The following is a 24,881-nucleotide window of genomic DNA, read 5'->3' on the forward strand; positions in this document are numbered from 1 at the left end:
ATTTTCAACGCTTGCGATTTGACCTAAGCTTGCATCACAACTGCGAAGCGCCCGGGGAGGACGCATGCTTCCGGGATGGGTCATATTCGCCTCGGCTTTCGGCTATCTGCTGCTGCTTTTCGCCGTGGCAAGCTATGGCGACCGCATGAGCCGTGCCCGGACATTGCCGGAACTCGGTCGTCCCGTCGTCTATGCGCTGAGCCTTGCGATCTACTGCACCTCCTGGACCTATTTCGGCGGCGTCGGCCTGGCCTCGCAAAAAGGACTGGAATTTACCGGCATCTACATCGGCCCGATCCTCGTCTTTACCCTCGGCATGCCGATCATGCGGCGGATCATCGAACTTGCCAAAGCCGAGAAGCTGACGTCGGTCGCCGACTTCATCGCTGCCCGATACGGCAAGAACTCGACCGTCGCGACGATTGTAGCATTGATCTCGCTGGTGGGCGCAATTCCCTATATCGCCCTGCAGCTGAAGGCGGTTTCATCAAGCGTCTCGGCAATGGTCAATCCTTCCGACTATGGCATCGGCAGGGGCAATCTCTATTTCCTCGACCTGCCGCTGATCGTCACCGTGGTGCTTGCCTGTTTTGCCACCATGTTCGGCACGCGGCACACCGATGCGACGGAGCATCAGGACGGCCTGATCCTGGCGATCGCGATGGAGTCCGTCGTCAAGCTGCTGGCTTTGCTGACGGTCGGCATCTGCGTCATCTGGTTCATGTTCGACGGGCCGGCCGATCTCTGGGCAAAGACCCTGCAGAACAGCATGGCCATGTCGGCGCTCGAATATAAAACGCCGCTCAGCCGGTGGATCACGCTGACGCTGCTCTCCGCATTCGCAATCATCATGCTGCCGCGGCAGTTTCATGTCACCGTCGTCGAGAACCACAGCGCCAAGGAACTCAGGCTCGCCGGCATCCTGTTTCCGCTTTATCTCATTGCGATCAACATCTTCGTCATCCCGGTCGCGATCGGCGGGGTATTGACCTTCGGCGGCAGCGGCAATGCCGACCTCTACGTCTTGTCGCTGCCGCTTGCCGGCCAGATGCCGGTGGTTTCGCTGGTCAGTTTCATCGGCGGCTTTTCGGCCGCAACCGCCATGGTCATCGTTGCCTCGGTGGCTCTCTCCATCATGATTTCCAACGATATCGTCATGCCGATCTTCCTCCGGCGCAAGCTGATGGCCAATGGCGGCCAGCGCGAGGACTTCGCCCACCGGCTGCTGCACATCAGGCGAACGGCGATCTTCGGCGTGCTGCTTCTCGGCTACGGCTATTATCGCTCGACCGACAGCACCACCGGGCTTGCTTCGATCGGCCTTCTGTCGTTCGCAGCCGTGGCGCAGATGGCGCCGGCTTTGTTCGGTGGGCTGATCTGGCGGCGGGCCAATGCGCGAGGTGCCATCCTCGGCCTGAGCTCCGGCTTCCTCATCTGGGCATATCTGCTGTTCCTCCCGAGCCTCGGTGGGCCTGATTACACCTACGTCTCCTCTGCCGTGCTTTCCTTCATCTTCCCAGGGGCAAGCGTCTTTGCCGGTCCAGACACCGATCCCCTTGTCAACGCGACCGTGCTCAGCCTGCTGGTCAACACCGCGGCATTCGTCCTCGGTTCGCTCACCCGCAACGCCCGGCCTCTGGAGCGCATCCAGGCCGGCATCTTCGTGACGCGCCACTCGCGCTCGCAATTTGCCACCCGAGGCTGGAAAACGCGCGTCAGCGTCGGCGACCTGAAGACCGCGATTGCCCGCTATCTCGGCGAGGAGCGGATGCAGCGGTCGTTCAACACCTATGAGCGAACTGCGGGGCGGAGGCTCGAGGACGACCAGCCGGCCGATATCGCGCTGATCCATTTTTCCGAACAACTGCTCGGCAGCGCCATCGGCTCCTCTTCGGCCCGTCTGGTGCTGTCGCTGATTTTGCAGAAGATGGAGGACGCCTCGGCCGATACCGCGTGGCTGCTGGATCAAGCCAGCGAGGCGCTGCAATATAACCAGGACATGCTGCAGACGGCGCTTTCGCAGATGGACCAGGGCATCGCGGTGTTCGACAGCCACAACCGGCTGACGATCTGGAACCGTCGCTTCCGCCAGCTTCTCGACTTGCCGGAGACCGTCGGCCAGGTGGGGTTTCCGCTGGCCGACATCGTTGCGATCCTCAGCGAACGCGGCGATATCACGGCTGCCGAGCAGGCCCAGGTCGTCAAGCACTTCCTGACACTGGACAAGCCCTTTCCGCTGGTGCTCGCAGGCGGCGAGAGGATCATCGAGGTGCGCTCGAACGCCATGCCCGACAAGGGTTTCGTCGCGACGCTTACCGACAGCACGCAGCGCGTTGCCGCCGACCGGGCGCTGAAGCAGGCAAACGAGACCCTGGAGCAGCGCGTTGCGGAGCGCACGGCCGAGCTTACGCGGGTCAACCGCGAGCTTGCCGAGGCGCAGGCTTCCGCCGACGAGGCGAATATCGGCAAGACGCGGTTCTTCGCCGCTGCCGGCCACGACATCCTGCAGCCGCTCAATGCCGCCCGGCTCTATTCCTCTGCGCTGGTCGAGCGGCTGGGTGCCAGCGACAGCAGCGCGATGGTTCGCAACATCGATTCGGCGCTGGAATCGGTCGAGACCATCCTTGGCGCCGTGCTCGATATTTCCCGGCTCGACACCGGGGCGATGAAGCCGCGCATGGCGTCGGTGGCGCTCTCCGCCCTCCTTCAGCGTATCGAGACCGATTTTGCGCCGATCGCGCGGGAAAAGCGGCTGAAGCTGGTGGTCATGCCGACGACGCTGAAGGTGCGCTCCGACCCGAACCTGCTTCGTCGCGTGGTGCAGAACCTCGTGTCGAACGCGATCAAATATACCCCGACCGGCAAGGTCCTCATCGGTGCACGCCGGCGCGGCAACAAGGTCATCATCCAGGTGATGGATTCCGGCATCGGCATTCCCGCATCGAAGTTCCGCACCGTCTTCAAGGAATTTGCGAGGCTGGACGAGGGCGCAAAGACCGCATCTGGCCTCGGCCTCGGGCTTTCGATCGTCGACCGCATCGCCCGGGTTCTCGACCACCCGGTCGAGCTGCGCTCGATCCCCGGTCGCGGCACGGATTTCCGCATCGTCATGCCGCTCGACCTGACGCAGACCATCGAGACCACCGTGCCGTCCGCCTCCGTTGCCGACCGGGCAATGCGGAGCCTCCGGGGGCTCAAAATTCTCTGCGTCGACAACGAACCTGACATTCTCGAGGGCATGCAGCTGCTGATGTCCGGCTGGGGATGCGAAGTTGCGGTCTCCCCTTCGCTGGCGGCGCTTGCAGAAATGCCGGCAACGGATACACCGCCTGATATCGTCATCGCCGACTATCACCTCGGCGACGGGACCGGCATCGACGCGATCGGCCTGTTGCGCCAGAGATATGGCCGCGATCTTCCGGCTCTTGTCATCACCGCCGACCGTTCGCCCGAGGTGCGGGCGGAAGCGGAGAAGCATGGGATCGGGCTGCAGCAGAAGCCGGTTCGTCCGGCGGCGCTGCGCGCCTACCTGGCGCAGGTCTCCAGCCTGAAACGGGCGGCCGCCGAGTAGGTATCGGCAGCTATGGCTTGAGCCCGAGCTCGGCCAACCCGCTGCCATCCATGGCGAAGGGGACCGAGGTGTGGATATGGGCGATCTTCCATTTTCCACCCGTCTTCACCAGCCCGAGCGTCTGGCGGAACCAGAGGTCGACCTTGACGCCATCTGTCTTCGTCCCTGTCATGTGCATCAATCCGCTCCAGAAGGCGGCGGTGTCTCCCGCTGTCAGCCTGCCATCGCGAACCTCGCCGCCGATCGGGCCGTCCCAGGTCGTAAACCAGGCTGCCAGGCCCTCGGCACTCTTACCCTCGAACGAGAGCGGCGCTGCCAGCGTGAACTGGATGACGTCGTCAGTAAGCTCGGCCACGGCCGCTGCCGCATCCTTGCCGCCCATCGCCTGTCCCCAACGCTGAAGCGTCGCATTGATCTCCGCCTGCTCGGTTTTGCCGCCAATCGTGTTGTCCATGTCACGGTCCTCCTTGGTTGGTGACTTTCCGAAGGACGATCGGAGGCGACGAAATCCGACAACGGCCCTTAGAATATTTCCGCTTTTCTTCGAATCGCGAAAACGCTCTAACTTTTTGTTGCGCAATTCCGGGCGCAAAACCGCTGCGCGCTTTTGCTGGAATTGCTCTGAAAAGTCACTTCCGGTGCTTGGCCCGAAGTTCGTCTTGAAGCCGGGTGACGGTATTGATCAGTTTCCACTTCAGCTCTTCGTCGCCGCGGGTGCAGGGTGGGAAAGCCAGTTGCCATGAGGGCATGTCGGCGTCTGGCCTGACCTCGCCGCGGCAGGCCTTTGCCCGGCGGCACGGAGGCAAGCGGCAGGTCTTCCAGAAGGCGCAGACCTCAGCTGCATAACGCGTGCCGGGAAGGTAGACGGCGGCCCTCTCGGGAAAGGGCAGGCCCATAAATTGCTCCTGGGTCATTTTCTTGCCACGGACCACAAATGTGGGTTGCTCGCCCGGTTCATTCTGCTTTTTTCTCAATGTCGCTCTCCTCAAAAAGCCAGGCTTCGCCCTCCACGGGACGCTTCCGTCCGCGGTCTGTCGATGAATCGGTCCGGAGAGCCCACGCAAATGCGGAACCTCGGGTTTTTGTTTTATAGGTGGCTCCGCATTTGCGTGGCCTTTGGCGTTCTTCGGGGCTTCCGGCCCCTTGAGACGCGCGCCTCGTCTCGCTGCACACGAGTTTTGACGCCCGTGCTTGCATGGTTGACCCAAACCGGGGCTCGGAGCCCTGGGGGAGACTTGACCAGAAGCGATCTTTTGACGGATCGCGGCCGTAGCATGCGCCTCCCTGCCGTCAACCGCACGTTACGGCCTCAAACAGGGCACCAGCCCCCGCCTATCCGCGACCGTCTCGCGAAACACTCCGGCGACGAAGGCCCGATGATTATGGCGCGCGGTTTGGGGAGCGGGGAAACTGGAAGCTGCATATTTTTGCATTCATCAGAAAAGCGCTACACCTGCCGAAAGCGAAAACAGGGAGTAAGGCCATGACCGTGCTGAGGATTGTCGCCAATCTATGGGCCGCTGAACCGGAGAAGGCCCGCGCATTTTACGGCGACCTTTTCGGCCTGGACATCCTCATGGACCACGGGTGGATCGTCACATTCGGCGCGGGGGCAAGTATGAAACCACAATTGAGCATCGCCAGCGAAGGCGGCTCGGGCACCGAGGTTCCCGATATCTCGATCGAGGTGGATAATGTGGACGAGGTCTTCGCGGCGGCAAAGAGGTCGGGATTCCCGATCGTGTATCCGCTGACGGATAAGCCCTGGGGCGTGCGCCGGTTTTATGTGCGCGATCCGTTTGGGAACGTGGTCAATGTTTTGGGGCATGTGGGTTAGGCGGCAGTTGGCCGCGGGGCCTGCGGGGGCCGGCCTCGTCCTTCGAGGCTTTTCCGGCTAGCGCCGCAAAAGTGCCTCAGGATGAGGGCGGAGATGGTTTTGCGCCGGAAAAAGCAAACGCTCTCAAGATGAGGATCGGGGAGGGTTTGCGCGTGGGAGCGCAAAAGGACCCCATGGCGAGATAGAGGCCCCTGCGGCGCACAGAAGATAGCCCTCACCCTGAGGTGCGGAGCGGCCTGAGCTTGCGAAGGGCTGGAGCCTCGAAGGGCGAGGGCGGAGGGGGCTTTGCGACTGGAAAAACAAATGCTCTCAGGGTGAGGTCGGGGAGGGTTTTGCGCCTGAAAAAGCAAACGCTCTCAGATGAGGATCGGCGGAGGTTTTTGCGTGCGAGCGTAAAAAGGAACCCATGTGACCCCCGGCGCACAGAAGATAGCCCTCACCCTGAGGTGCGGAGCGGCCTGAGCTTGCGAAGGGCTGGAGCCTCGAAGGGCGAGGGCGGGCGGTGTCCCGCTGTGGCGTCTAGCCGCGCACGGCGAGGGCGGGTGGTGGGGCGGCTCGACGATGTTTGAATCAGCCCCCCTCACCCGATCGCAACCCGCCATTCACGTGGAGGATCACGCCGCCTTGCTCACCCCATATGGATCGAACCGGCCATAGAACGTCTCGCCCTTGGCGGCCATCTCCTTCAGGAGCGGCGTCGGCTGGAAGCGTTCGCCGTAGGCGCTTGCCAGCGTTTCGCAGAGGGCGACGAAGGTCTTGAGGCCCATGCCGTCGATGTAGCTGAGCGTGCCGCCGGTGTAGGGGGCGAAGCCGAAGCCGAGGATGGAGCCGACGTCGGCCTCGCGGGGGTCGGTGACGATGCCTTCCTCGATGGTGCGGGCGGCTTCGAGGGCGATCGTGACCAGCAGGCGCTGCTTCAGCACCTTGACGTCGACCTCGTCGGGCTTCTTCTGCGGATAGAATTCCTTGAGGCCGGGCCAAAGCGTCTTCTTGGCCGGTTTCGCCGGATAATCGTAGAAACCCTTGCCGTTCTTGCGGCCCCGGCGGTCGAGGTCGTCGACCATCTTGTTGATCAGCGCCAGGTGCTTTGGATCGATAGCCTCGGGGCCGAGGTCGGCGACGGTTGCCTTGAGTATCTTCTGGCTGAGGTCGACGGCGACTTCATCGTTGAGAGACAGTGGGCCGACCGGCATGCCGGCCATCTTCGCGGCGTTCTCGATCATAGCTGCCGGCACGCCTTCGATCAGCATGTCGTAGGCTTCGTGGATGTAGCGGAAGACGCAGCGATTGACGTAAAAGCCGCGCGTGTCGTTGACGACGATCGGGGTTTTCTTGATGGCGGCAACGAAATCTAGCGCGACGGCCAGCGCCCGGTCGCCGGTTTCCTTGCCGAGGATGACCTCGGTCAGCATCATTTTCTCGACGGGCGAGAAGAAGTGGATGCCGATGAAGTCCTTCGGACGCTTCGAGCTCTTGGCGAGGCCCGATATGGGCAGGGTCGAGGTGTTGGAGGCGAAGAGGGCGCCTTCCGGCAGCACGGCTTCGACAGCCTCGATGACCGCCTTCTTGACGTCGCGGTCCTCGAATACCGCCTCGATCACCAGATCGGCGTCCTTCAGGTCGTGGTAGTCGGCAGATGGAGTGATATTGGCGAGCAGTGCGGTTGCCTCGTCCTGCGTTAGTCTTTCCTTACCGATTGAGTCCTTCACCAGGCCTTCGGAATGAGTCTTTCCCTTCGTCGCGGCGTCCATGTCGCGATCGATCAGGGTGACCCGGATGCCTGCCGCTGCGGTGACGTAGGCGATCGAAGCGCCCATGAAACCGGCGCCGACGATGCCGACATGCTTCAGCTGCGACTTCGGCTGGTCCTTCGGGCGGCGGGCGCCCTTGCCGAGTTCCTGCATGGAGACGAACAGCGAGCGGATCATCGAGAAGGCTTCGGTGGTCTGCAGAACTTGCGTGAAATAGCGCTGCTCGATCTTCAGCGCGGTGTCGAACGGCACCTGCAGGCCTTCGTAGACACATTTGAGGATTGCCAGCGCGCCGGGATAATTGCCTGCCGTCTCGCGGCGGAGAATGGCTGGCGCTGCCGGCCAGAGCTGCGCCGAGGCCGGTGTCCAGATGCCGCCGCCGGGGACTTTATAGCCCCGTTCGTCCCATGGGGCGATCGGCTTCAGGCCATCCTTGATCATCTGCTTGGCCGCCGGGATCAGCTGATCCGGGTCGACCACCTGATGGACGAGGTTCATGGCCTTGGCGCGCGCTGGCGTCAGCGACGAGCCCGTCGTCATCATCTGCAGGGCATCCTGCGCATTGGCGAGGCGCGAGACGCGCTGCGTGCCGCCGGCACCCGGGAAGATGCCGACCTTCACCTCCGGCAGTGCGAGCTTGACGCTCTTCGCATTCGAGGCAACCCGGCCATGGCAGGCGAGCGACATTTCCAGCGCGCCGCCCATGCAGGTGCCGTTGATGGCCGATACCCATGGCTTGCCGCAAGTTTCGAGCTTGCGGAACAGACCGGTCATGCGGCCGACAAGGTCGAAGAGTTTCTGCGCCGCTGTCGCCGGGTCGCGAGCTTTTTCGTCATGATAGAAGGTGAACATCGACTTGATCATCGACAGGTCGGCGCCGCCGGAGAAGGAGGATTTCCCCGACGTGATCACAACGCCCTTGATGCCGGCGTCGGCAACCGTCGCGTCGATGATGGCGTCGAGCTCGTCCATCACCTCAGGCGTGAAGACGTTCATCGATTTGCCGGGCATGTCCCAGGTGACGAGGGCGATATTGTCGGCGTCGGTTTCCAAGGTGAAATTTGTGTAAGTCATGACTAACTCTCCCTCAGACGCGTTCGATGATCGTGGCGGTACCCATGCCGGCGCCGATGCAGAGCGTTACCAGCGCGGTGTTCAGGTCGCGCCGCTCCAGTTCGTCAAGCACCGTGCCGAGGATCATCGCGCCGGTCGCGCCGAGCGGGTGGCCCATGGCGATGGCGCCGCCGTTGACGTTGATCTTGTCGTGCGGAATATCGAATGCCTGCATGTAGCGCAGAACCACCGCGGCGAAGGCTTCGTTGAGCTCGAACAGGTCGATGTCAGCAAGCGTCATGCCGGAGCGCTTCAGCAGCTTTTCGGTGACGTCGACCGGCCCGGTCAGCATCAGCGCCGGATCGGAGCCGATGTTGGCGAAGGCCTTGATACGGGCGCGCGGCTTCAGGCCCATGCCCTCGCCGCCGGCTTTCGAGCCAAGCAGGACCGCGGCCGCTCCGTCGACGATGCCGGAGGAATTGCCGGCGTGATGGACATAGTTGATGCGCTCGATTTCCGGATGCGCCTGGATGCCGACGGCCTCGAAGCCACCCATCTCGCCGGGCATCTGGAACGAAGGATTGAGCGCGCCGAGCGCCTGCATGTCAGTGCCGGGGCGCATGTGCTCGTCTTTGTCGAGGATCGTCAGGCCGTTCTGGTCCTTGACCGGAATGACCGACTTGTCGAACCAGCCGCTTGCCCACGCATGGGCGGCGCGCTTCTGGCTTTCCACGGCATAGGCATCGACATCAGTGCGGGAGAAGCCGTATTTCGTCGCTATCAGGTCGGCGGAGACGCCCTGCGGCATGAAATAGGCCGGGAAATTGACCGACGGATCCATGAACCATGCGCCGCCGGCCATGCCGAGGCCGACGCGCGACATGCTCTCGACACCGCCCGCGATGACGATGTCATCAGCCCCTTGCGCGATCTTGCCGGCCGCGAAGTTCACGGCATCGAGCCCCGAGGCGCAGAAGCGGGAGATCTGCATGCCTGGAGCCTTGGTCGAATAACCGGCCTCGAAAGCGGCCGCCTTCGGAATGACGGCGCCGGCATCCATCACGGGATCGACGCAGCCCATGATGATGTCGTCGACGGTTGCGGTGTCCAGCCCATTGCGGTCACGGATCGCCTCCAGGGTCTTCGCGGCCAGACGGACGGACGGTACCTCGTGCAGCGAACCATCCTTCTTTCCCCGTCCGCGCGGCGTGCGCACATGGTCGTAAATGAAAACGTCGGTCATGTTTTCGTCTCCCTGCGGCGGTGAGGCCGGTGATTTAATACCTTCTCCCCCGCGGGGAGAAGGTGGCCCCGAAGGGGTCGGATGAAGGGGCGGCAAACTCGGCTTTGCTTTGGCGCAGCCGCTCGTTCCTTCGTCGCTCAGCCCCCTCATCTGTCCTTCGGACATCTTCTCCCCGCTGGGGAGAAGAGGGAATCCATTTAAAATGCCTCGGCCGCCAGTTCCATCATCGTATCGGCTCCTGCCTCGATCCGAGTCTTGCGCAGCGCCGTTTCAGGCATGATGCGCTCCATGTAGAACTTTGCCGTGACAAGCTTGTTCTTCAGAAACTCTTCGCGCCCGGCGGCGCCGGATGCAAGGCCGTCGTTCGCTGCCTTGGCCATCTTCGCCCACATATACCCGAGGACGACGAGGCCGAGGAGGTGCATGTAGTCGGTGGAGCCGGCGCCGGCGTTGTCTGGTTTTGCCATGGCGTTCTGCATGAACCACATGGTCGCCGCCTGGGCATCGTTCAAGCCCTTCTTCAGGTGCTTGGTGTAGAAGCTCAGGGTATCGTCGGCGCGGTTTTCCTCGCAGAAATCGCCGATCTCCTTGAACAGAGCCATGACGGCGCGGCCGCCGTTCAGGCCGAGCTTGCGGCCGACGAGGTCGAGAGCCTGAATGCCGTTGGCGCCTTCGTAGATCATGGTGATGCGGGCATCGCGGACGTACTGGCTCATGCCATGTTCCTCGATATAGCCGTGGCCGCCGAAGACCTGCTGCGCCATCACGGCGTGATCGAAGCCCTTGTCGGTCATCACGCCTTTCAGGATCGGCGTCACCAGCCCGAGGATGTCATCGGCCGTTTGCCGCTCCTTCTCGTCGCTTGCGCGGTGGGCGATGTCCGATTTCAGCGCCGTCCAGAGCATGAAAGCGCGGCCTGCCTCGTTGAAGGCGCGGATGGTCATCAATGTTCGGCGAATGTCGGGATGAACGATAATCGGATCGGCCTTCTTATCAGGCGCCTTGGCACCGGAAAGCGAGCGGCCCTGAAGGCGATCGCGGGCGTAGGCGGCGGCGTTCTGATAGGCGATCTCGGCGATTGCCACGCCCTGCAGGCCGACGCTGAGGCGGGCTTCGTTCATCATCACGAACATGGCGTTGAGGCCGCGATTTTCAGCGCCGATCAGGTAGCCCGTGGCATCGTCGTAATTCATGACGCAGGTGGCGTTGGCGTGGATCCCCATCTTGTGCTCGATGGCGCCGCAGGAAACGCCGTTGCGTGCGCCAAGCGAACCGTCCTTCTCGACCAGGAATTTCGGGACGATGAACAGAGAGATACCCTTGGTTCCCTCCGGCGCGCCCTCGATGCGGGCAAGCACCAGATGGACGATATTGTCGGTCATGTCGTGTTCGCCGGCGGAGATGAATATCTTCTGGCCTGTGAGTTTGTAGCTGCCATCGCCTTGGGGAACCGCCTTGGTGCGCAGCAGGCCGAGGTCGGTGCCGCAATGGGGCTCGGTCAGGTTCATGGTGCCGGACCATGTTCCATCGACCATCTTCGGCAGGTAGGTTGCCTTCTGCTCTTCGGAGCCGTGGACGATAATTGCGGCAATCGCGCCCTGCGTCAGGCCCGGATACATCATCAGCGACATGTTGGCAGCCGAGGTATATTCGCCGACGGCGACATGCAAGGTGTAGGGCAGCCCCTGCCCGCCAAACTCTTCAGGCACCGCAAGACCGATCCAGCCGCCCTCGCGATAGGCCTTGTAGGCGTCCTTGAAGCCATCAGGGGTCGTGACCGTCGCGTCGCTGTTCCTGACGCAGCCTTCCTGGTCGCCGGAATAATTGAGCGGCAGGAGCATTTCTTCGGCAAGCTTGCCCGCCTCGCCGAGGATCGCCTCGATCATGTCGGGCGTGGCATCCGCGAAGCCCGGGAGATTGTTGTAACGCTCGAGGCCAAGCACGTCGTTGAGGACGAAGAGCGTGTCGTTCACCGGAGCCTTGTAGACTGCCATCGTTCGAATTCCTCCAATTCCCGCGACCGGGTTGCCAAATCCAGCGTTCGACCGTTCATACAAAATATTGACGTGCGCGTAAACGTCAATATTGCGTGATGATGGATATTTGCGACGACGCCAGCACAACGGCCGAACAATCAGGTCGGCAGCATTTCACCGCGCGTTGCGCAGATCGTCGGCAATCACCTCATTCAGCACGCGTTGCGCGTTTTTCGCCTCCGCAGAATTGGTGCCGGGGAGTGCTGCAAGGACGATCAGCGCTTTCCACAATGTCCAGCCGCGTCCGCGCGCCCACATGGCCTCGTCGCCGGGCATTGCTTTCCGGAATGCCCGGCGGCTTTCGTCGTGGAAGAATGTCCAGGCGATCGCAAGGTCGCATGCCGGATCTCCGACGCCTGAGGTTCCAAAATCGATGACCGCGGTCAGTCGTCCCTCGTCGACAAGCAGATTTCCCGGGCTGACGTCACCATGGAACCAGACCGGAGTGCCGCGCCACTCTGCAGCCAGCGCCGTCTCCCAAATGGCGGTCGCGGCGACGGTGTCGATCCTGTCGCCGAGGACGGAGATCGCCTGTCGCGTTTCGCCGTCATAGACTGTCAGCGAGCCACCGCGATGGAAATTGTGCCTCCCGGGCGGAGGGCCGTCCGATGCGTCGACCCGTTGAAGGCATGTGAGGAACTCTGCGAGCGACGCCGCGAATTGGGCGAGATCCTTGATATTCCCCTGCGCGACTATCGTTCCTTCAAGCCAGCGGTAGATCGACCAAGGCCACATGTAGCCCTCGCCTGGAGCACCCATGGCCAAGGGCGCGGGAATCGGCAGGGGCAAAAGCGGTGCGAGCTTCGGCAGCCAGCGATGCTCCTTTTCTACCTGAAGCGCGTATTGCTCGGCACTCGGCAGCCGCACGGTCATTTGCTCGCCAAGATGAAACGTCCTGTTATCCCATCCGCCAGATGAGACTGGGGTGATCGGCAGGTGTGCCCAGCGGGGAAATTGCGTCGCAACCAGCCTCGCGACGAGCGCTACGCCGATATCGACCTTGTCGCCGGAATTTATCACTGCTCGCACCCGTCAGAAATTGGAGCGATCGGAGCGGACAGCTCGATAGGCCCTGATGATGACCTCTGCCGCGTGCTCCGCCTGGTCGAGGTCGGTCTGGAAGTTGCTGACGGAGAGACGCATGATCTGATCGCCGCGCCAGATCGCGCCGCCGGCAAATATGGTCCCGTCCTCCTGCAATGCGCGGATGGTCTGTTGTGTCACCGCATCAGCCTGTTCTTTTGCCAGACCGGCGCCGAAACGGATGATCACCTGGTTCAGCACGACGTCGTTCAAGACGACGATCCCTGGCTCGGCGGACAGCCTTTCGGCGATCAGTGCCGCTGCCGCGCAGTCCTGCTCGACAAGTGCCGTGACGCCCTCCCACCCCAGATACTTGAGCATCGCCCATGTCGGGAAACCTCGCGCGCGTCGCGATAGTTCGGGGACATAATGGGAAGGATCGCGCTCGCCCTCCGAGGCGAATGGCAGATAGCTGGCCGCGATCGTCATCGCCCGGCGATGCGCCACTTCGTCGCGAACGATCGCGTAGCCGCTGTCGTAGGGCGTCTGCAGCCATTTATGGCCGTCTGTCGCCCAGCTGTCGGCAAGCTCAATTCCGGCAGTCAGGCGGCCTGTGCGCGGTGAAACCTGTGCCCAGAGCCCGAAGGCGCCGTCGACATGGACCCAGGCGCCGTGGCTTTTTGCGAGCGGCACCAGCGCCGCAAAGTTGTCGCACGCGCCCGTGTTGATCTGGCCGGCCTGCAATATCGCGATCATCGGCCCTTGGGCAGCACCCAGCGCACGTGCGAACGCATCGGGCAAAATTCGCCCTTGGCCGTCGGTCTCGATGCGAACGACGCGGTCATGTCCGAGACCGAGGAACTGCAGGGCGGAGAATACGGTTGTGTGGGCATCGTCGCCAATCAGCACCGTGATCGGCGGCGCACCGAAGAGGCCCTGGGTGTCCGGGTCCCAGCCTCGTTCTCTCAGAACTGCCCCGCGCGCGGCCGCCAGGCAGGTGAAATTGGCAACGGTCGCACCGGTGACGAAACCAACCGAACTCTCCGGCGGCAGGCGCAGGAGATCGAGCAGCCAGCGCGCCGCCACCGTTTCTGCCGCCGCCGCGGACGGTGCTGCCGTGTGGTTGCCGGTATTCTGACCCCAGGCGGACGTCAACATGTCTGCCGCGACCCCCATCGGATGAGAGCCGCCTATCACCCAGGCAAAAAACCGTGGGCCAGTGGTCATATGCAGGCCGGGCTCGGCCTTGGCCACGAGCTCGTCGAGAAGCTGTTCCATCTGCGAACCGTGAAGGGGCAGGTCTTCCGAAAAGACCGAGAGCGAGGCGGCGTAGTCGCGCAAGGGCCTCTGTTTGCGATCGCTTACGGTCTCGCGAAATGCGGCGGCATGGCCTGCAGCCTTTGAAAACAATGTCCTGAGATCCACGTTCCCATCCCCCCCGAGACGTTCCCGGCCCGTGCCCCGAGCCACAAGCTCCCATAGAAAACCGGTCCCTCAATTCTACGGGCTTTTGTTGGTGCAGGCAAAGCCGGCGGCCTTATTCTCGCCAGGCCATTGGTTGTCCTCGATAATTTCGAGCCGCGCGCCGCAATACAGAACAAAAGGTTAAAAAAATTTCCCAGAAGTTAACGGCTTGTTTACCACGTTTCGTGAATTGTGCGGGATGAGCGACGATGATCCGTGTTCCTGCGGCGATGGGCTGCAATATCAAGGAATGCAACTATGGTCATCCAGCTTCAGGAAAGTCTAATAAACTAAGACTTTCGAGTAGTTCGCGACGGTTCCGGCCTTTGGGGCGACAGAACAGTGCGAGCGATACTGGAAACGGCCCGCACGGGTTCAACGTCGAAGCGAGCAAGAAGATGAGCGGATCGCGTTCAATTCCTCCTACAAGCGACAGGACATCCCTGGATGCCTTGAGCCGGACGATCGAGGGTCTCGAGGCCCGGATCGAAGGACTGATGGGGTCATCCGCAAGCATGCGCGACCCGCGCCAGCCGCCGCTGCCCGACAGAGCCGCGATACCGGAACGTACACCTCGCGCAGAGCGCAATCCGATTGACGGACGCGACTACCAAAGGCCGGAGCCGGACACCCGACCCGATCCTCTCGCGGAAATCCGCAACCGCCAGCGCGTCCTCGAGGCCAGCCGCGAGCGTGACCACGCCCGCCGCGAGGAGGCTGCCTTCCAGGAACGGCTGCCGCTTGCTGCGAGATCCACGCCATTACCCGCGCAGCGCGCCGCTGCTCCAGCCCATGACGCGATGACAGAGATCGCCCAGGCGCTGATCGGTCTGCGCCAGGATCTGAAACAGGACATCGCCGAAGGCGTTGCCCGGGAGATGGGTGCCCTCCGCGCCGAGATCCGCAATATCAAGACGAACGCGGAGGACCACAACTTCGCCGAAGACGTTCGTGCCGACATGGCGCGGCTGGCCGACAGCATCAACCAGCTCGGCGTCCATGCCGGGCAGCCGGAGACAACGGGCCTCAAGGCGGAATTCGAGGAACTGCGCTCGCTGATGGACGGGCTTGCCCGCGAGGCATCCGTGCGTGGCATGGAAAGCCGCTGGGACGGGCTCGAGGAACGGCTGCATGCGATCGACACCACTGATCTGCAGGAAGAGCTCGTTTCGCTCGCCTATCGCCTCGATGACATGAAGCGCCAGCTCGGCGGCATGGGCGAAAGCCCCATGGTGCAGGCGCTCGAGGGAAAACTGATCGCGATCGCTACGGCGATGGAGCAGTTCAGCGATCTGATACTGCCGCATGACCGCGCGATGATCGAACAGTTCTCATCGCTCGATACGCGGCTCGACGAGATCAGCCGCGCCATCGTCGCGACCGGACGCACGGCGGCAAGCGCTGCCGATCCAATGCTCGCCCAGCGCCTTGAAGGCCGGCTCACGGGACTTGCGGAACAGATCGACCTGATGAGCAGCGAGGCGCAGCGCCGCCAGCAGCCAACGGAAGATCTCGCCAGCCGGATCGAAGCGCTGACCTTGCGCATCGAGGAAATGTCCCATGCCGAAGCCGCTTCCAAACTGGAAGAACGCCTCGACCAGCTCTCCTTCCTGATGGAGCGGTCGCAGAAGGTTGCAGCACCGCAGCCGGAATTGACCGGCTACCTCTCCGACATCTCCCGCAAGATCGATGCCCTCGACCAGGGCTCCGTCAACGACGTCCTGTCAGAGAGGCTGGAATATCTCGCTCGCCGCATCGACGAGATCGATTTCCATCCGGCCGCCCCTGCTCCCCTGCCCGCCATCGACGACGGCGCCATGCAGCGCATCGAGGGCCGGCTGTCCGATATCGTCGCACGGCTGGAGGAAAGCACCGCAGCCCCTCCGACCGACACGCAGGCGATGCGCAATCTCGAAGAGCAGATTTCGCATCTGTCCTTGCTGATGAGCGAGCCGCGCGACAGTGTCGACAGCTTTCCGGCCGAATTCGATCGTCGCATGAATGCGATCGAAGACTATATGACCACCAACGACGAATATATCATCGAGGCTGCGCGCCAGGCGGCCGAGGCCGTGGTCCAGGCCTATTCACGCAACGGCGCCATGAGCGGTTCGGCCCCCGAGGGCGAACTCTCGGCGCTGACGGCGCTTGCCGAGGACCTGCGTCATCTTGAAGACCTCAGCCGCAGCAGCGACGAGCGCACGCACCGGACCTTCGAAGCGCTGCACGATACGCTTGTGCAGATCGCCAACAGGCTCGATCGCATGGAGACGCGCGCACCTGCCCCACGCATGCCGGCGGCCGAGTACAGGCCCGAGCCGTTCGAATATGCGGACACGCAGGCCCTTGCGGCACGAGCTTCGGCAGCCGCACCAGCATCGAGCAGGGCGGCCCCCATCATCCGCACGTCGCCACCGGCAGATGCGCCTTCGGCACGCGAACCCGAAATTACGGGCGAACCGCTCGACGAAGCCGCAAAGGCCGAGATAAAGGCAACCGTCAGCCAGGAAGTCGGCAAGGCCAGCCTGTTTGCCGGTCTTGGAAAGCGCTTCCGGCCGGCACGCAAGGCCGAGGCTGCGACCCCGGTGGGCCGATCGGTCATCGACCCGGCACCGTCGATCGATCCCGTCGACGTCATGCCGCATGAGGAAGACAACCAGCCGCTGGAGCCGGGCTCCGGCGCACCTGACATCAAGAAGATCCTCGAGCGGGTGCGCGCCAGCCAGACTGCCGCGCGCAACGGCAGCGGCAAGCCGCAGAGCGAAAACGAGCGCGCCGACTATATCGCCGCCGCCCGCCGCGCCGCCCAGGCTGCAGCCGTCGAGGTCGATCAGACGCAGCGGACCTCGCCGGTCGCCGCGGATACCAGTAAAAGAGGCGGCAGCGCCTTCTCGCGCTATCGTCGTCCGATCCTGCTCGCCGTCGGCGCGGCACTCCTGGCGATCATGGCCTTTCCGCTTGTGCACACACTGACCCACGGCCAGAAGGCGCCCCCGCCGCCGGCCGACGTTTCGATGAACAGTCCAGCAATCGAGGAGCAGGCCGCCAATACTGTCGCAACCGAGCAGAAGGCAGCGCCTGTCGACGTGGCAGCTGTCGAGGCGCCTGCCGTGGTAACTCAGGCTGAGCCCCCAACGGCACCAGCGGCGGCCCCTGCGACCGACGGCGATCAACTCTCTGCGGCCGCACCGCCCAGCGATGCCGGCGACAAGCCGGTATCGAACGCTGCGCCGGCTCCGACGACGGACGCCCCGGCAGCCGTGCAGAGCGATGCTAGCGCCGGCGCACCCGCTGCTTCAGCTTCAGCCCCGGCAGATCCGGCACCGGCCCAGACCGCCGGCATCTCCGTTCCGGACACGATCCAGCCGCCGTCGCTTGCCGACGCCGCGCGCAAGGGCGATCCGCTGGCGCTTTTCCAGATCGGTGCAATGTTCACCGACGGGCGCGGCGTGCCGACCGACCTCAAGCAGGCGGCAAGCTGGTACCAGATGTCTGCCGACAAGGGACTGGCACCTGCGCAGTATCGCCTTGCCAGCATGTATGAGAAGGGCAACGGGGTCGACCGCGACCTTGCCAAGGCCAAGCAATATTACCAGCAGGCCTCCGACCAGGGTAACGCCAGCGCCATGCATAACCTGGCTGTCCTCTTCGCCTCCGGCGCCGTCGGCCCGCAGGATTACCCGACCGCTGCGAACTGGTTCATCAAGGCCGCCAATTTCGGCGTCTCGGACAGCCAGTTCAACCTGGCCATCCTCTATGCCCGTGGCAACGGCGTGAAGCAGGACCTCGGCGAATCCTACAAATGGTTCGCGATTGCCGCCAAGGGTGGCGACAAGGATGCGGCGCAGAAGCGCGACGAAGTGGCCAACGCCATGAAGCCGGACCAGCTTGCCGCCGCCCGCGCGCAGGTCGACCTCTGGAAGCCGCAGCCGCTCGACCCGAAGGCCAACGGTGTCAACATTCCCGACGAATGGGGCGGCAAGGGCGTCCACACCGCCTCGATCGACATGAAGAAGGCGATCCGCAACATCCAGGCCATTCTCAACAATAACGGCTTCGACGCCGGGGCACCTGATGGAGAAATGGGCGCAAAGACCGTGACCGCGCTCAAGAGCTTCCAGAAGTCGGTGGGCCTCGAGCCGGACGGCAAAGTGACCGACGCGGTCGTCAAGCAATTGCTGGCACGCAATAAGAAGGCCTGAGGCCGAGAGCAAACGATATCCGAAAGGCCCGGTGCGAAAACCTCGCGCCGGGCCTTTTGCCGTCTGGCGCGGACGAGGTGCGCTTGCGCGTGGCCCATGCATCACACGTCCCCAAAAACGGCCGGTAATCCCGACGATGCAATTGACTTGGTGGGTGGCAGGCCGAAGTCTCCTAAGGCTCTGGCAATGATTTGGCTTTATGTTGCCGGACGACAAAGGGAAGCCGTTCAATAGCGCCGGGCCGGCATGACGAAAAATCCGGCCAGGATCGAGCGCATATAACTGGGGCCAGCCGTGACGATTTACCTGCCGATAGCCGAACTGTCGGTAAACATCATGATCATTCTCGGCATGGGCGCGGCCGTTGGCTTCCTCTCCGGCATGTTTGGCGTGGGCGGCGGGTTCCTGATCACGCCGCTTTTGATCTTCTACAACATCCCGCCGATCGTCGCCGTCGCAACCGGCTCCAACCAGGTCGTCGCCTCTTCGGTCTCCGGCGCCATATCGCACTTCCGGCGCGGCTCGCTCGACCTGAAACTCGGCTCGATATTGCTGGCGGGCGGCCTTGCCGGCTCCACCTTCGGGCTCTGGATATTCGTGATCCTGCGCAGGGTCGGCCAGATCGACCTCATCATTTCGCTGCTCTACGTCGTGCTGCTCGGCACCGTCGGCACGCTGATGCTTTGGGAGAGCATAATTGCACTGCGCCGGGCAGCGCGAAAGACGCCGCTCAGCGCCAACAGGCCGAGCCATCACAACTGGGTGCAACGATTGCCGCTGAAGATGCGCTTCAAGAAATCGAAGCTCTATCTCAGCATCATCCCCGTCCTTGGGCTCGGCTTCTTCGTCGGCGTGCTGACGCCGATGGGTATCGGCGGCGGCTTCATCCTCGTGCCGGCGATGATCTATCTGCTCCGGATTCCGACCAATGTCGTGGTCGGCACGTCGCTGTTCCAGGTCATCTTCGTCACCGCCTATACGACGATCGTGCAGGCAGCGACCAACTATTCCGTCGATATCGTGCTGGCCTTCGTGCTGATGGTGGCCGGCGTGATCGGCGCGCAATATGGCGTGCGCGTCGGGCAGAAGCTGCGCGGCGAACAGCTGCGCGCGCTGCTGGGCCTGCTGGTCCTTGCCGTCGGGCTGCGCCTTGCCGTAGCCCTCGTGGTGACGCCGACGGATGTCTATTCCATCGTCATGGAGGGCGTCGGCCGGTGAAACGCCCAACCCTCCTCCTTCTCGCGGCCCTGATGCTGACGCCCTTTGCGGCAAAGGCGCAGGTGCTGCTCGACCAGCCCGAGACCGCATCGCGCGAGACGATGGAAATTGGCTCATCGACCAGCGAGATTGCCATCACCTCGGATTTCGCCGGCGCGGACCTGACGATCTTCGGTGCTCTTTCAAATACCGACGAACTGCTGCTGGCGATCGGGCAATACGACATCGTCGTCGTGCTGGAAGGGCCGCGCGAGAATGCCACCGTGCGCCGCAAGGAGCGCGTTTTCGGGATTTGGGTGAACACGCGCTCGATGACATTCGAACGGGTGCCGGAGGCCTATTCGCTCTCCAGCACGAGGGCGATCGACAACATCACCGCGCCGCTCGAGCTCAACGATCGCGGCATCGGCATGGACCATATCCCCTTGACCCCGATCGGCTCGGTCGGCAACGCCGCCAATCTCACCGAGTTCCGCCAGGCCTTCCGTCGGCTGCAGGAGGCGAGCGGACTCTATGAGCGCGACCCGAGCGGCGTTCGCTTCGTCAGCTCCAGCCTGTTCAAGGCGTCCCTGCGGCTGCCGGCCGATGTGCCGAACGGCGTTCACACGGTGCGCGCCTACCTCTTCAAGAGCGGCAAGTTCATAACGGAAAAATCCCTGCCCTTGCGCGTCATCAAGACCGGCATCGAGCAGACGATCACCGATGCGGCGCATGAAAGGCCGATAACATACGGTATTTTCTCGGTGCTGCTGGCCGTCTTCACCGGCTGGACCGCGAGCTACATCTTCCGCAAAAACTGAGGGCCGGCCCGCCTGTTTGACCTTATTCACGGGTTGCTACCGAGCAAGGCCTCGCCCCTCACCCTAGCCATCGTATTCACGCGATCTTCTTTTGCGCGACGACCTGCAGATAGGCTTCGGTCAGCCGCCCCAGCACAGATGGCGTGCCGGGCGGCAGGATCTTGCCCAAGTGCATTGAGCGAAGCTCGTCCATGAAATCGTCGCAAAGCGGCTGGCCGCCTTCTTCCAGCAATTGGGCGCGAATGCTGAGATCTTCCGATGCGTCGAGATATTTGCGGCCCCAGGCACCCATGAGGGCGAACAACGGGACGAGGTCGATCGCCATTTCGGTCAGGCTGTAGATGGCCTTCTGCTTGTGCGAGGCATCGTCGCCGCGGGTCAGCAGTCCGCGCTCGACCAGACGCTTGAGGCGGTCGGCCAGGATGTTCGAGGCTATGCCCTCCTGCGAATTCTGCAGCAGCTCGCGGAAGTGCCGCCGGTTTCCAAACATGATGTCGCGAATGACGATCAGGCTCCAGCGGTCTCCCAGAACTTCCAGGGTCAGATTGATCGGGCAGCCGGAACGGTGGATTTCATTCATTAGGGTCTCCAAAAAAAACTGCTTGCATTTTGCCACCAGTGTAGCCTAGTTTCAACCGGTTGCATTTCGCAACTAGTTTTGATAATGGTACAGATGTGGGATCAAATGGAGGGAATGCAATGAGAAAGCTTATCGTCTGGAACCTGATGACGCTCGATGGCTATTTCGAGGGGGCAAATCCGTGGCAGCTCGACTTCCATATGCTTGCCTGGGGGGAGGAGCTGGAGAAATATGCGACGGAGCTTGGCAACGAAGGGGATACTCTCGTTTCGGCCGCAAGACCTACGAGGGCATGGCCGCCTACTGGCCGACCGCGACCGAGACGCCTCAAATAGCGACCTACATGAACGGCATCTCCAAGATCGCGGCCAGCCGGACCATGAAGCAGGCCGACTGGAACAACACCCGGGTCGTCAGCGATGCCGTGACCGACTTGAAGGCGCTCAAGGAACAACCAGGCAAGACGATCTTCATCTTCGGCAGCGCCGAGCTTGCCGACACGCTGGCCAAGGCCGGATTGATCGACGAGTACCGCATCTGCCTCGTCCCCGTCATCCTCGGCGGCGGAAATCCGCATTTCAAACCGGCAACGGAACAGGTGCCGCTGAAACTGCTGGAAGCCAAGGCTTTGAAAACCGGTGGCGTGATTTTGCGCTACGAGCCGGTGAAGACTGCTTAGAGCTGAAGCTCTAACTTTTTGTTGGTCGCATTTTCTATCGAGAAACCGGTGTCCACTTTCTCGGAAAATGCTCTAGGCCGTCAGGCTGCCATAGCGCACCGAATAGATCCGGTCGCGGCCGAGCAGGTGGGCGACAAGCGAGGTCCGGTCGAAAAGGCCGGCCATCGCCTTGTGCTTAAGGTCGAGGCCGCCGCTCATGAGGCCGAAGGCCGGCATCAGCAGGCGGGTGCCGTCCGTCGCAAAGCATGGGCGGCGGATGGATTTCTCGCGGCGGCGAACCGTCGCCGAGGGATGGAGATGGCCGGCGATCTCGCCTGCCTGCGGGCCGGTTCGCGGCTCGTGGCGAAAGGTGAGGCCGCTATGGGTCATCTGGTCCATGGAATGACCCGGAAGGGCGACGGTGCCGTCGGGATCGTGGTTGCCGTTGATCCAGACCCATTCGCGGCCGCGCGCCATGGTGACGATCAAGCTGCGAAAGGCTTCCGGCAGAAACTGCGAGCCGACGCGGTCGTGGAAATTGTCGCCGAGCGAGATCACCAGCTTCGGATCGTAGCGGCTGATGACGGCGGCAAGCACGGTCAGCGTCGCCAGCGTGTCGTAGGGCGGGAGCATCATGCCGCGTCGGGCGAAGGCGGCACCCTTCTCAAGGTGCAGGTCGGAAACCACCAGGATGCCGGCATCCGGGAGATACAGCGCACCAAAAGGATCGCAGACCGCCGCGACACCATGAACGGTCGTCTCGACGCCAGGGGCGGCGACGAGGCCATTCGTTTCGCGCGCAAGTGCCAGTCTGTTCATTTCGTCTGCAGTTCCTTCGGGTCCTGTCGTCATGCCAGCGCCTCGCGGATCAGGTCATCGGCCGCCTCGGCAAGCAGGTGGTCATGCGCCTCACCGGGGACGGATTCGCGACCGATTTCCAGCATCACCGGCACGGCGAGCGGAGAGATATGGTCGAGCGGCCGATGGGTGATGTGACCCCTGATTCGCCTCAGCATATCGCCAAGGCGGCCGATGTCCAAAAGCCCAGTTGACGCATCCTGCCGCGTCGCCTGCAAGAGGATATGATCCGGCTCGTGGCTGCGCAGGACATCGTAGATCAGATCGGCCGAGACCGTCACCTGCCGTCCGGACTTCTCCTTGCCCGGATGGCGGCGCTCGATCAAGCCTGCAATGACGGCGCAATTGCGGAAAGTACGTTTCAAGAGGAAGCTCTCGGCGAGCCAGGCCTCAAGATCGTCGCCGAGCATATCCTCGTCGAAAAGATCGGACAGGCTGAGCCGGCCGTTCTCGATCATCAGCCCCATGTCCTCCAGGCCCCAGATGCCAAGCGAGTAGTCGGTTGCGACGAAGCCGAGAGGCTTTGCCCCTGCCCGCTCCATCCTCCGCGTCAGGAGCATGCCGAGCGTCTGGTGCGCCAGCCGCCCTTCGAAGGGATAGGCGACCATATAGGCCTTGCTGCCGCGCGGAAAGGTTTCGACCAATAGCTCGTCGCGCTTCGGGACCATGGATTTGTCCTTCTGCAGCTCAAGCCAGTCGCGCACCTGGTCGGGCAAACTATGCCAGCGGTCCGGATCGGACAGCATCGAGCGCACCTGGTCGGCGAGATAGGTCGAGAGCGGGAACTTGCCGCCGGCGTAGGACGGTATCTTCGGATCGTTGGAATAAGCCTGGCTTGCCAGCGCCTCGTTTTCGCGAATGCCCTCGAAGCGCAGTACCTTGCCGGAAAAGATGAATGTGTCGCCTTGCGACAACTGCTCGAAGAAATACTCTTCCATCTTGCCGAGCGTGGCGCCACCGCGGCCGATGCGCCCGCCTGCCCCGCGCTTGACCATTTTCAGATTGAGCATCGGCGCCTCGACGATCGTGCCGGAATTGAGCCGGTATTGCTGTGCCACACCAGGATTTGAGACGCGCCAGCGGCCGTCGTCCATTTTTCGGATGCGGGCATAGCGCTCGTAGGTTCGGAGCGCGTAGCCGCCGGTGGCGACGAAATCGACGATGCGCTCGAAGGTTTCCCAGGAAAGATCGGCATAGGGCGAGGCACTGACGGTCTCGTCGTAGAGCTGCAGCGGATCGAAAGGTTCGGCGCAGGCCATGCCGAGCACATGCTGGGCAAGAACGTCCAGCGTGCCGCGCCCGACGGGCGGCGTATCCTGCGCACCGATATAATTGGCATCGAGTGCCGCCTGGCACTCCATCACCTCGAAGCGGTTTGCCGGAACGAGGATCGCCTTCGACGGCTCGTCCATGCGGTGATTGGCACGGCCGATGCGCTGGGCCAGCCGGGATGCGCCCTTTGGCGCGCCGACGTGAACGACCAGATCGACGTCGCCCCAGTCGATGCCGAGATCGAGGGTCGAGGTGGCGACGACGGCGCGCAGCCTATTGGCGGCCATGGCGGCCTCGACCTTGCGACGCTGGCCGACATCGAGCGAACCGTGATGCAGCGCTATCGGCAAATTGTCGTCATTGGCGTTCCAGAGTTCCTGGAACAGCATTTCGGCCTGGCTGCGGGTATTGACGAATAGCAGCGTCGTCTGGTGGTCGAGCAGCTGTTTGTAGATATCGGGAATTGCGTATCTGGCCGAATGACCGGCCCAGGGGATGTGCTTTTCGGTCTGAAGGATCGAAATCTCGGGCTTGGCGCCGCCCTCGACGGTGACGAGGCCCGCATGGGCGTCGGCGCCTTCCGACTGCGCGACCAGCCATTTCTGCAGTTCCATCGGTTCTGCGACCGTTGCCGAGAGACCGATCGTCTGCAGGCGCGGCGCGAGACGGCGCAGGCGGGCAAGACCGAGCGACAGCATGTGACCGCGTTTCGAGCTCACCAGCGAATGCAGCTCGTCAAGGACGACATATCTGAGGTCCTTGAAGAAGCGCTCCGCCTCCTTGTTGGCAAGCAGGAGCGCCACCTGTTCCGGCGTCGTCAGCAGGATATCGGGCGGCGATAGTTTCTGGCGCTGGCGCTTGGCGCTCGGCGTGTCGCCCGTCCGGTTCTCCACCGTGACCTGCAGGCCCATTTCGCCGACCGGCTTCATCAGATTGCGTTCGATATCCACGGCCAGCGCCTTGAGCGGCGAGATGTAGAGCGTGTGGATGCCGATGAAGGCTGAGCCGGGCGGGATCCTGCCGCGGCGGGTGAGATCGGTCAGCGACGGCAGAAAGCCGGCCAGCGTCTTGCCGGCGCCGGTGGGCGCGATCAGCAGAGTGCTTTCACCGGCCTCGCTGCGGGCCAGCAATTCCAGCTGATGGGCGCGCGGCTGCCAGCCCTTTTCCGCAAACCAGCGGACAAAGGGGACGGGCAAGGCAACAGGGCTTTCGGTATCGATCTGATCCACGCGCTAGAGGTAATGGATATGGCGCAAAAGAGAAGGGTGTTGACAACCGATCGAATCATGGATATTTTTTATCCATGAATTGAAAG

The 24,881-nt window shown here is 62.7% G+C and carries 15 protein-coding genes and 1 pseudogene; 6 read left to right on the plus strand and 10 right to left on the minus strand.

The genetic code is table 11. The features are described 5' to 3' along the window. Positions 1 to 64: 64 nt before the first annotated feature. The gene (locus tag CPY51_RS18255; RefSeq protein WP_111161656.1) at positions 65 to 3,571 is read left to right on the plus strand and encodes a hybrid sensor histidine kinase/response regulator; all 3,507 of its coding nucleotides are present in this window, start codon (positions 65 to 67) and stop codon (positions 3,569 to 3,571) included. A 10-nt stretch (positions 3,572 to 3,581) separates the two neighbouring features. Here CPY51_RS18255 and CPY51_RS18260 read toward each other — a convergent pair whose 3' ends face one another. Together CPY51_RS18260 and CPY51_RS18265 are read right to left on the minus strand one after the other, a co-directional pair. Further along, positions 3,582 to 4,025 carry a YybH family protein gene (locus CPY51_RS18260; RefSeq protein WP_111161657.1) on the minus strand — a complete coding sequence of 148 codons (444 nt, stop codon included), beginning with the start codon at positions 4,023 to 4,025 and terminating at the stop codon, positions 3,582 to 3,584. A gap of 175 nt (positions 4,026 to 4,200) precedes the next feature. Continuing rightward, positions 4,201 to 4,545, minus strand: coding sequence for a hypothetical protein (locus CPY51_RS18265; protein ID WP_111161658.1), 345 nt, complete (start codon positions 4,543 to 4,545; stop codon positions 4,201 to 4,203). Between the two features lie 509 nt (positions 4,546 to 5,054). On the opposite strand from CPY51_RS18265, the gene CPY51_RS18270 reads away from it, so the two are divergent. Next, entirely contained in the window at positions 5,055 to 5,408 is a 354-nt protein-coding gene (locus tag CPY51_RS18270) for a VOC family protein (protein WP_111161659.1), read from the plus strand. A gap of 614 nt (positions 5,409 to 6,022) precedes the next feature. Here CPY51_RS18270 and CPY51_RS18275 read toward each other — a convergent pair. The 5 genes from CPY51_RS18275 to CPY51_RS18295 form a co-directional block, all read right to left on the minus strand. Beyond that, entirely contained in the window at positions 6,023 to 8,233 is a 2,211-nt protein-coding gene (locus CPY51_RS18275) for an FAD-dependent oxidoreductase (protein WP_111161660.1), read from the minus strand. Between the two features lie 13 nt (positions 8,234 to 8,246). Then, a complete protein-coding gene (locus CPY51_RS18280) occupies positions 8,247 to 9,455 on the minus strand; it encodes an acetyl-CoA C-acetyltransferase (RefSeq protein WP_111161661.1) in 1,209 nt (402 codons plus the stop codon). A 197-nt stretch (positions 9,456 to 9,652) separates the two neighbouring features. Beyond that, positions 9,653 to 11,449, minus strand: a complete 1,797-nt coding sequence (locus CPY51_RS18285; protein WP_111161662.1) for an acyl-CoA dehydrogenase C-terminal domain-containing protein — start codon at positions 11,447 to 11,449, stop codon at positions 9,653 to 9,655. A 156-nt stretch (positions 11,450 to 11,605) separates the two neighbouring features. Next, positions 11,606 to 12,508, minus strand: a complete 903-nt coding sequence (locus CPY51_RS18290) for an aminoglycoside phosphotransferase family protein (protein WP_195909570.1) — start codon at positions 12,506 to 12,508, stop codon at positions 11,606 to 11,608. A gap of 15 nt (positions 12,509 to 12,523) precedes the next feature. Continuing rightward, positions 12,524 to 13,939 (minus strand): pyridoxal phosphate-dependent decarboxylase family protein, encoded by a 1,416-nt coding sequence (locus tag CPY51_RS18295; protein ID WP_111161664.1) that lies wholly within the window; start codon positions 13,937 to 13,939, stop codon positions 12,524 to 12,526. Positions 13,940 to 14,376: 437 nt separating this feature from the next. On the opposite strand from CPY51_RS18295, the gene CPY51_RS18300 reads away from it, so the two are divergent. From CPY51_RS18300 to CPY51_RS18310, 3 genes are all read left to right on the plus strand, one after another. Continuing rightward, positions 14,377 to 18,180, plus strand: a complete 3,804-nt coding sequence (locus CPY51_RS18300; protein ID WP_111161665.1) for a peptidoglycan-binding protein — start codon at positions 14,377 to 14,379, stop codon at positions 18,178 to 18,180. Between the two features lie 294 nt (positions 18,181 to 18,474). Continuing rightward, on the plus strand, positions 18,475 to 19,398 hold the full coding sequence (locus CPY51_RS18305) for a sulfite exporter TauE/SafE family protein (RefSeq protein ID WP_111161666.1): 924 nt from the start codon (positions 18,475 to 18,477) through the stop codon (positions 19,396 to 19,398). Then, positions 19,395 to 20,198, plus strand: coding sequence for a TIGR02186 family protein (locus CPY51_RS18310; RefSeq protein WP_275540481.1), 804 nt, complete (start codon positions 19,395 to 19,397; stop codon positions 20,196 to 20,198). The genes CPY51_RS18305 and CPY51_RS18310 overlap by 4 nt, the downstream gene beginning before the upstream one ends. Before the next feature lie 76 nt (positions 20,199 to 20,274). Here the strand turns inward: CPY51_RS18310 and CPY51_RS18315 are convergent, their stop codons facing one another. Continuing rightward, on the minus strand, positions 20,275 to 20,778 hold the full coding sequence (locus tag CPY51_RS18315; RefSeq protein ID WP_111161667.1) for a winged helix-turn-helix transcriptional regulator: 504 nt from the start codon (positions 20,776 to 20,778) through the stop codon (positions 20,275 to 20,277). 119 nt (positions 20,779 to 20,897) lie between these two features. Here CPY51_RS18315 and CPY51_RS18320 point away from each other — a divergent pair. Continuing rightward, a pseudogene (locus tag CPY51_RS18320) lies at positions 20,898 to 21,457 on the plus strand (dihydrofolate reductase family protein). A gap of 72 nt (positions 21,458 to 21,529) precedes the next feature. Here the strand turns inward: CPY51_RS18320 and pdeM are convergent. Further along, entirely contained in the window at positions 21,530 to 22,255 is a 726-nt protein-coding gene (gene pdeM, locus CPY51_RS18325; protein ID WP_111161934.1) for a ligase-associated DNA damage response endonuclease PdeM, read from the minus strand. Positions 22,256 to 22,284: 29 nt separating this feature from the next. Further along, a complete protein-coding gene (locus CPY51_RS18330; RefSeq protein ID WP_111161668.1) occupies positions 22,285 to 24,795 on the minus strand; it encodes a ligase-associated DNA damage response DEXH box helicase in 2,511 nt (836 codons plus the stop codon). Positions 24,796 to 24,881: the final 86 nt, after the last annotated feature.

Source organism: Arminella tubonensis, from assembly GCF_003240585.1.
In the GTDB taxonomy this organism is placed as follows: Bacteria; Pseudomonadota; Alphaproteobacteria; order Rhizobiales; family Rhizobiaceae; genus Rhizobium; species Rhizobium tubonense.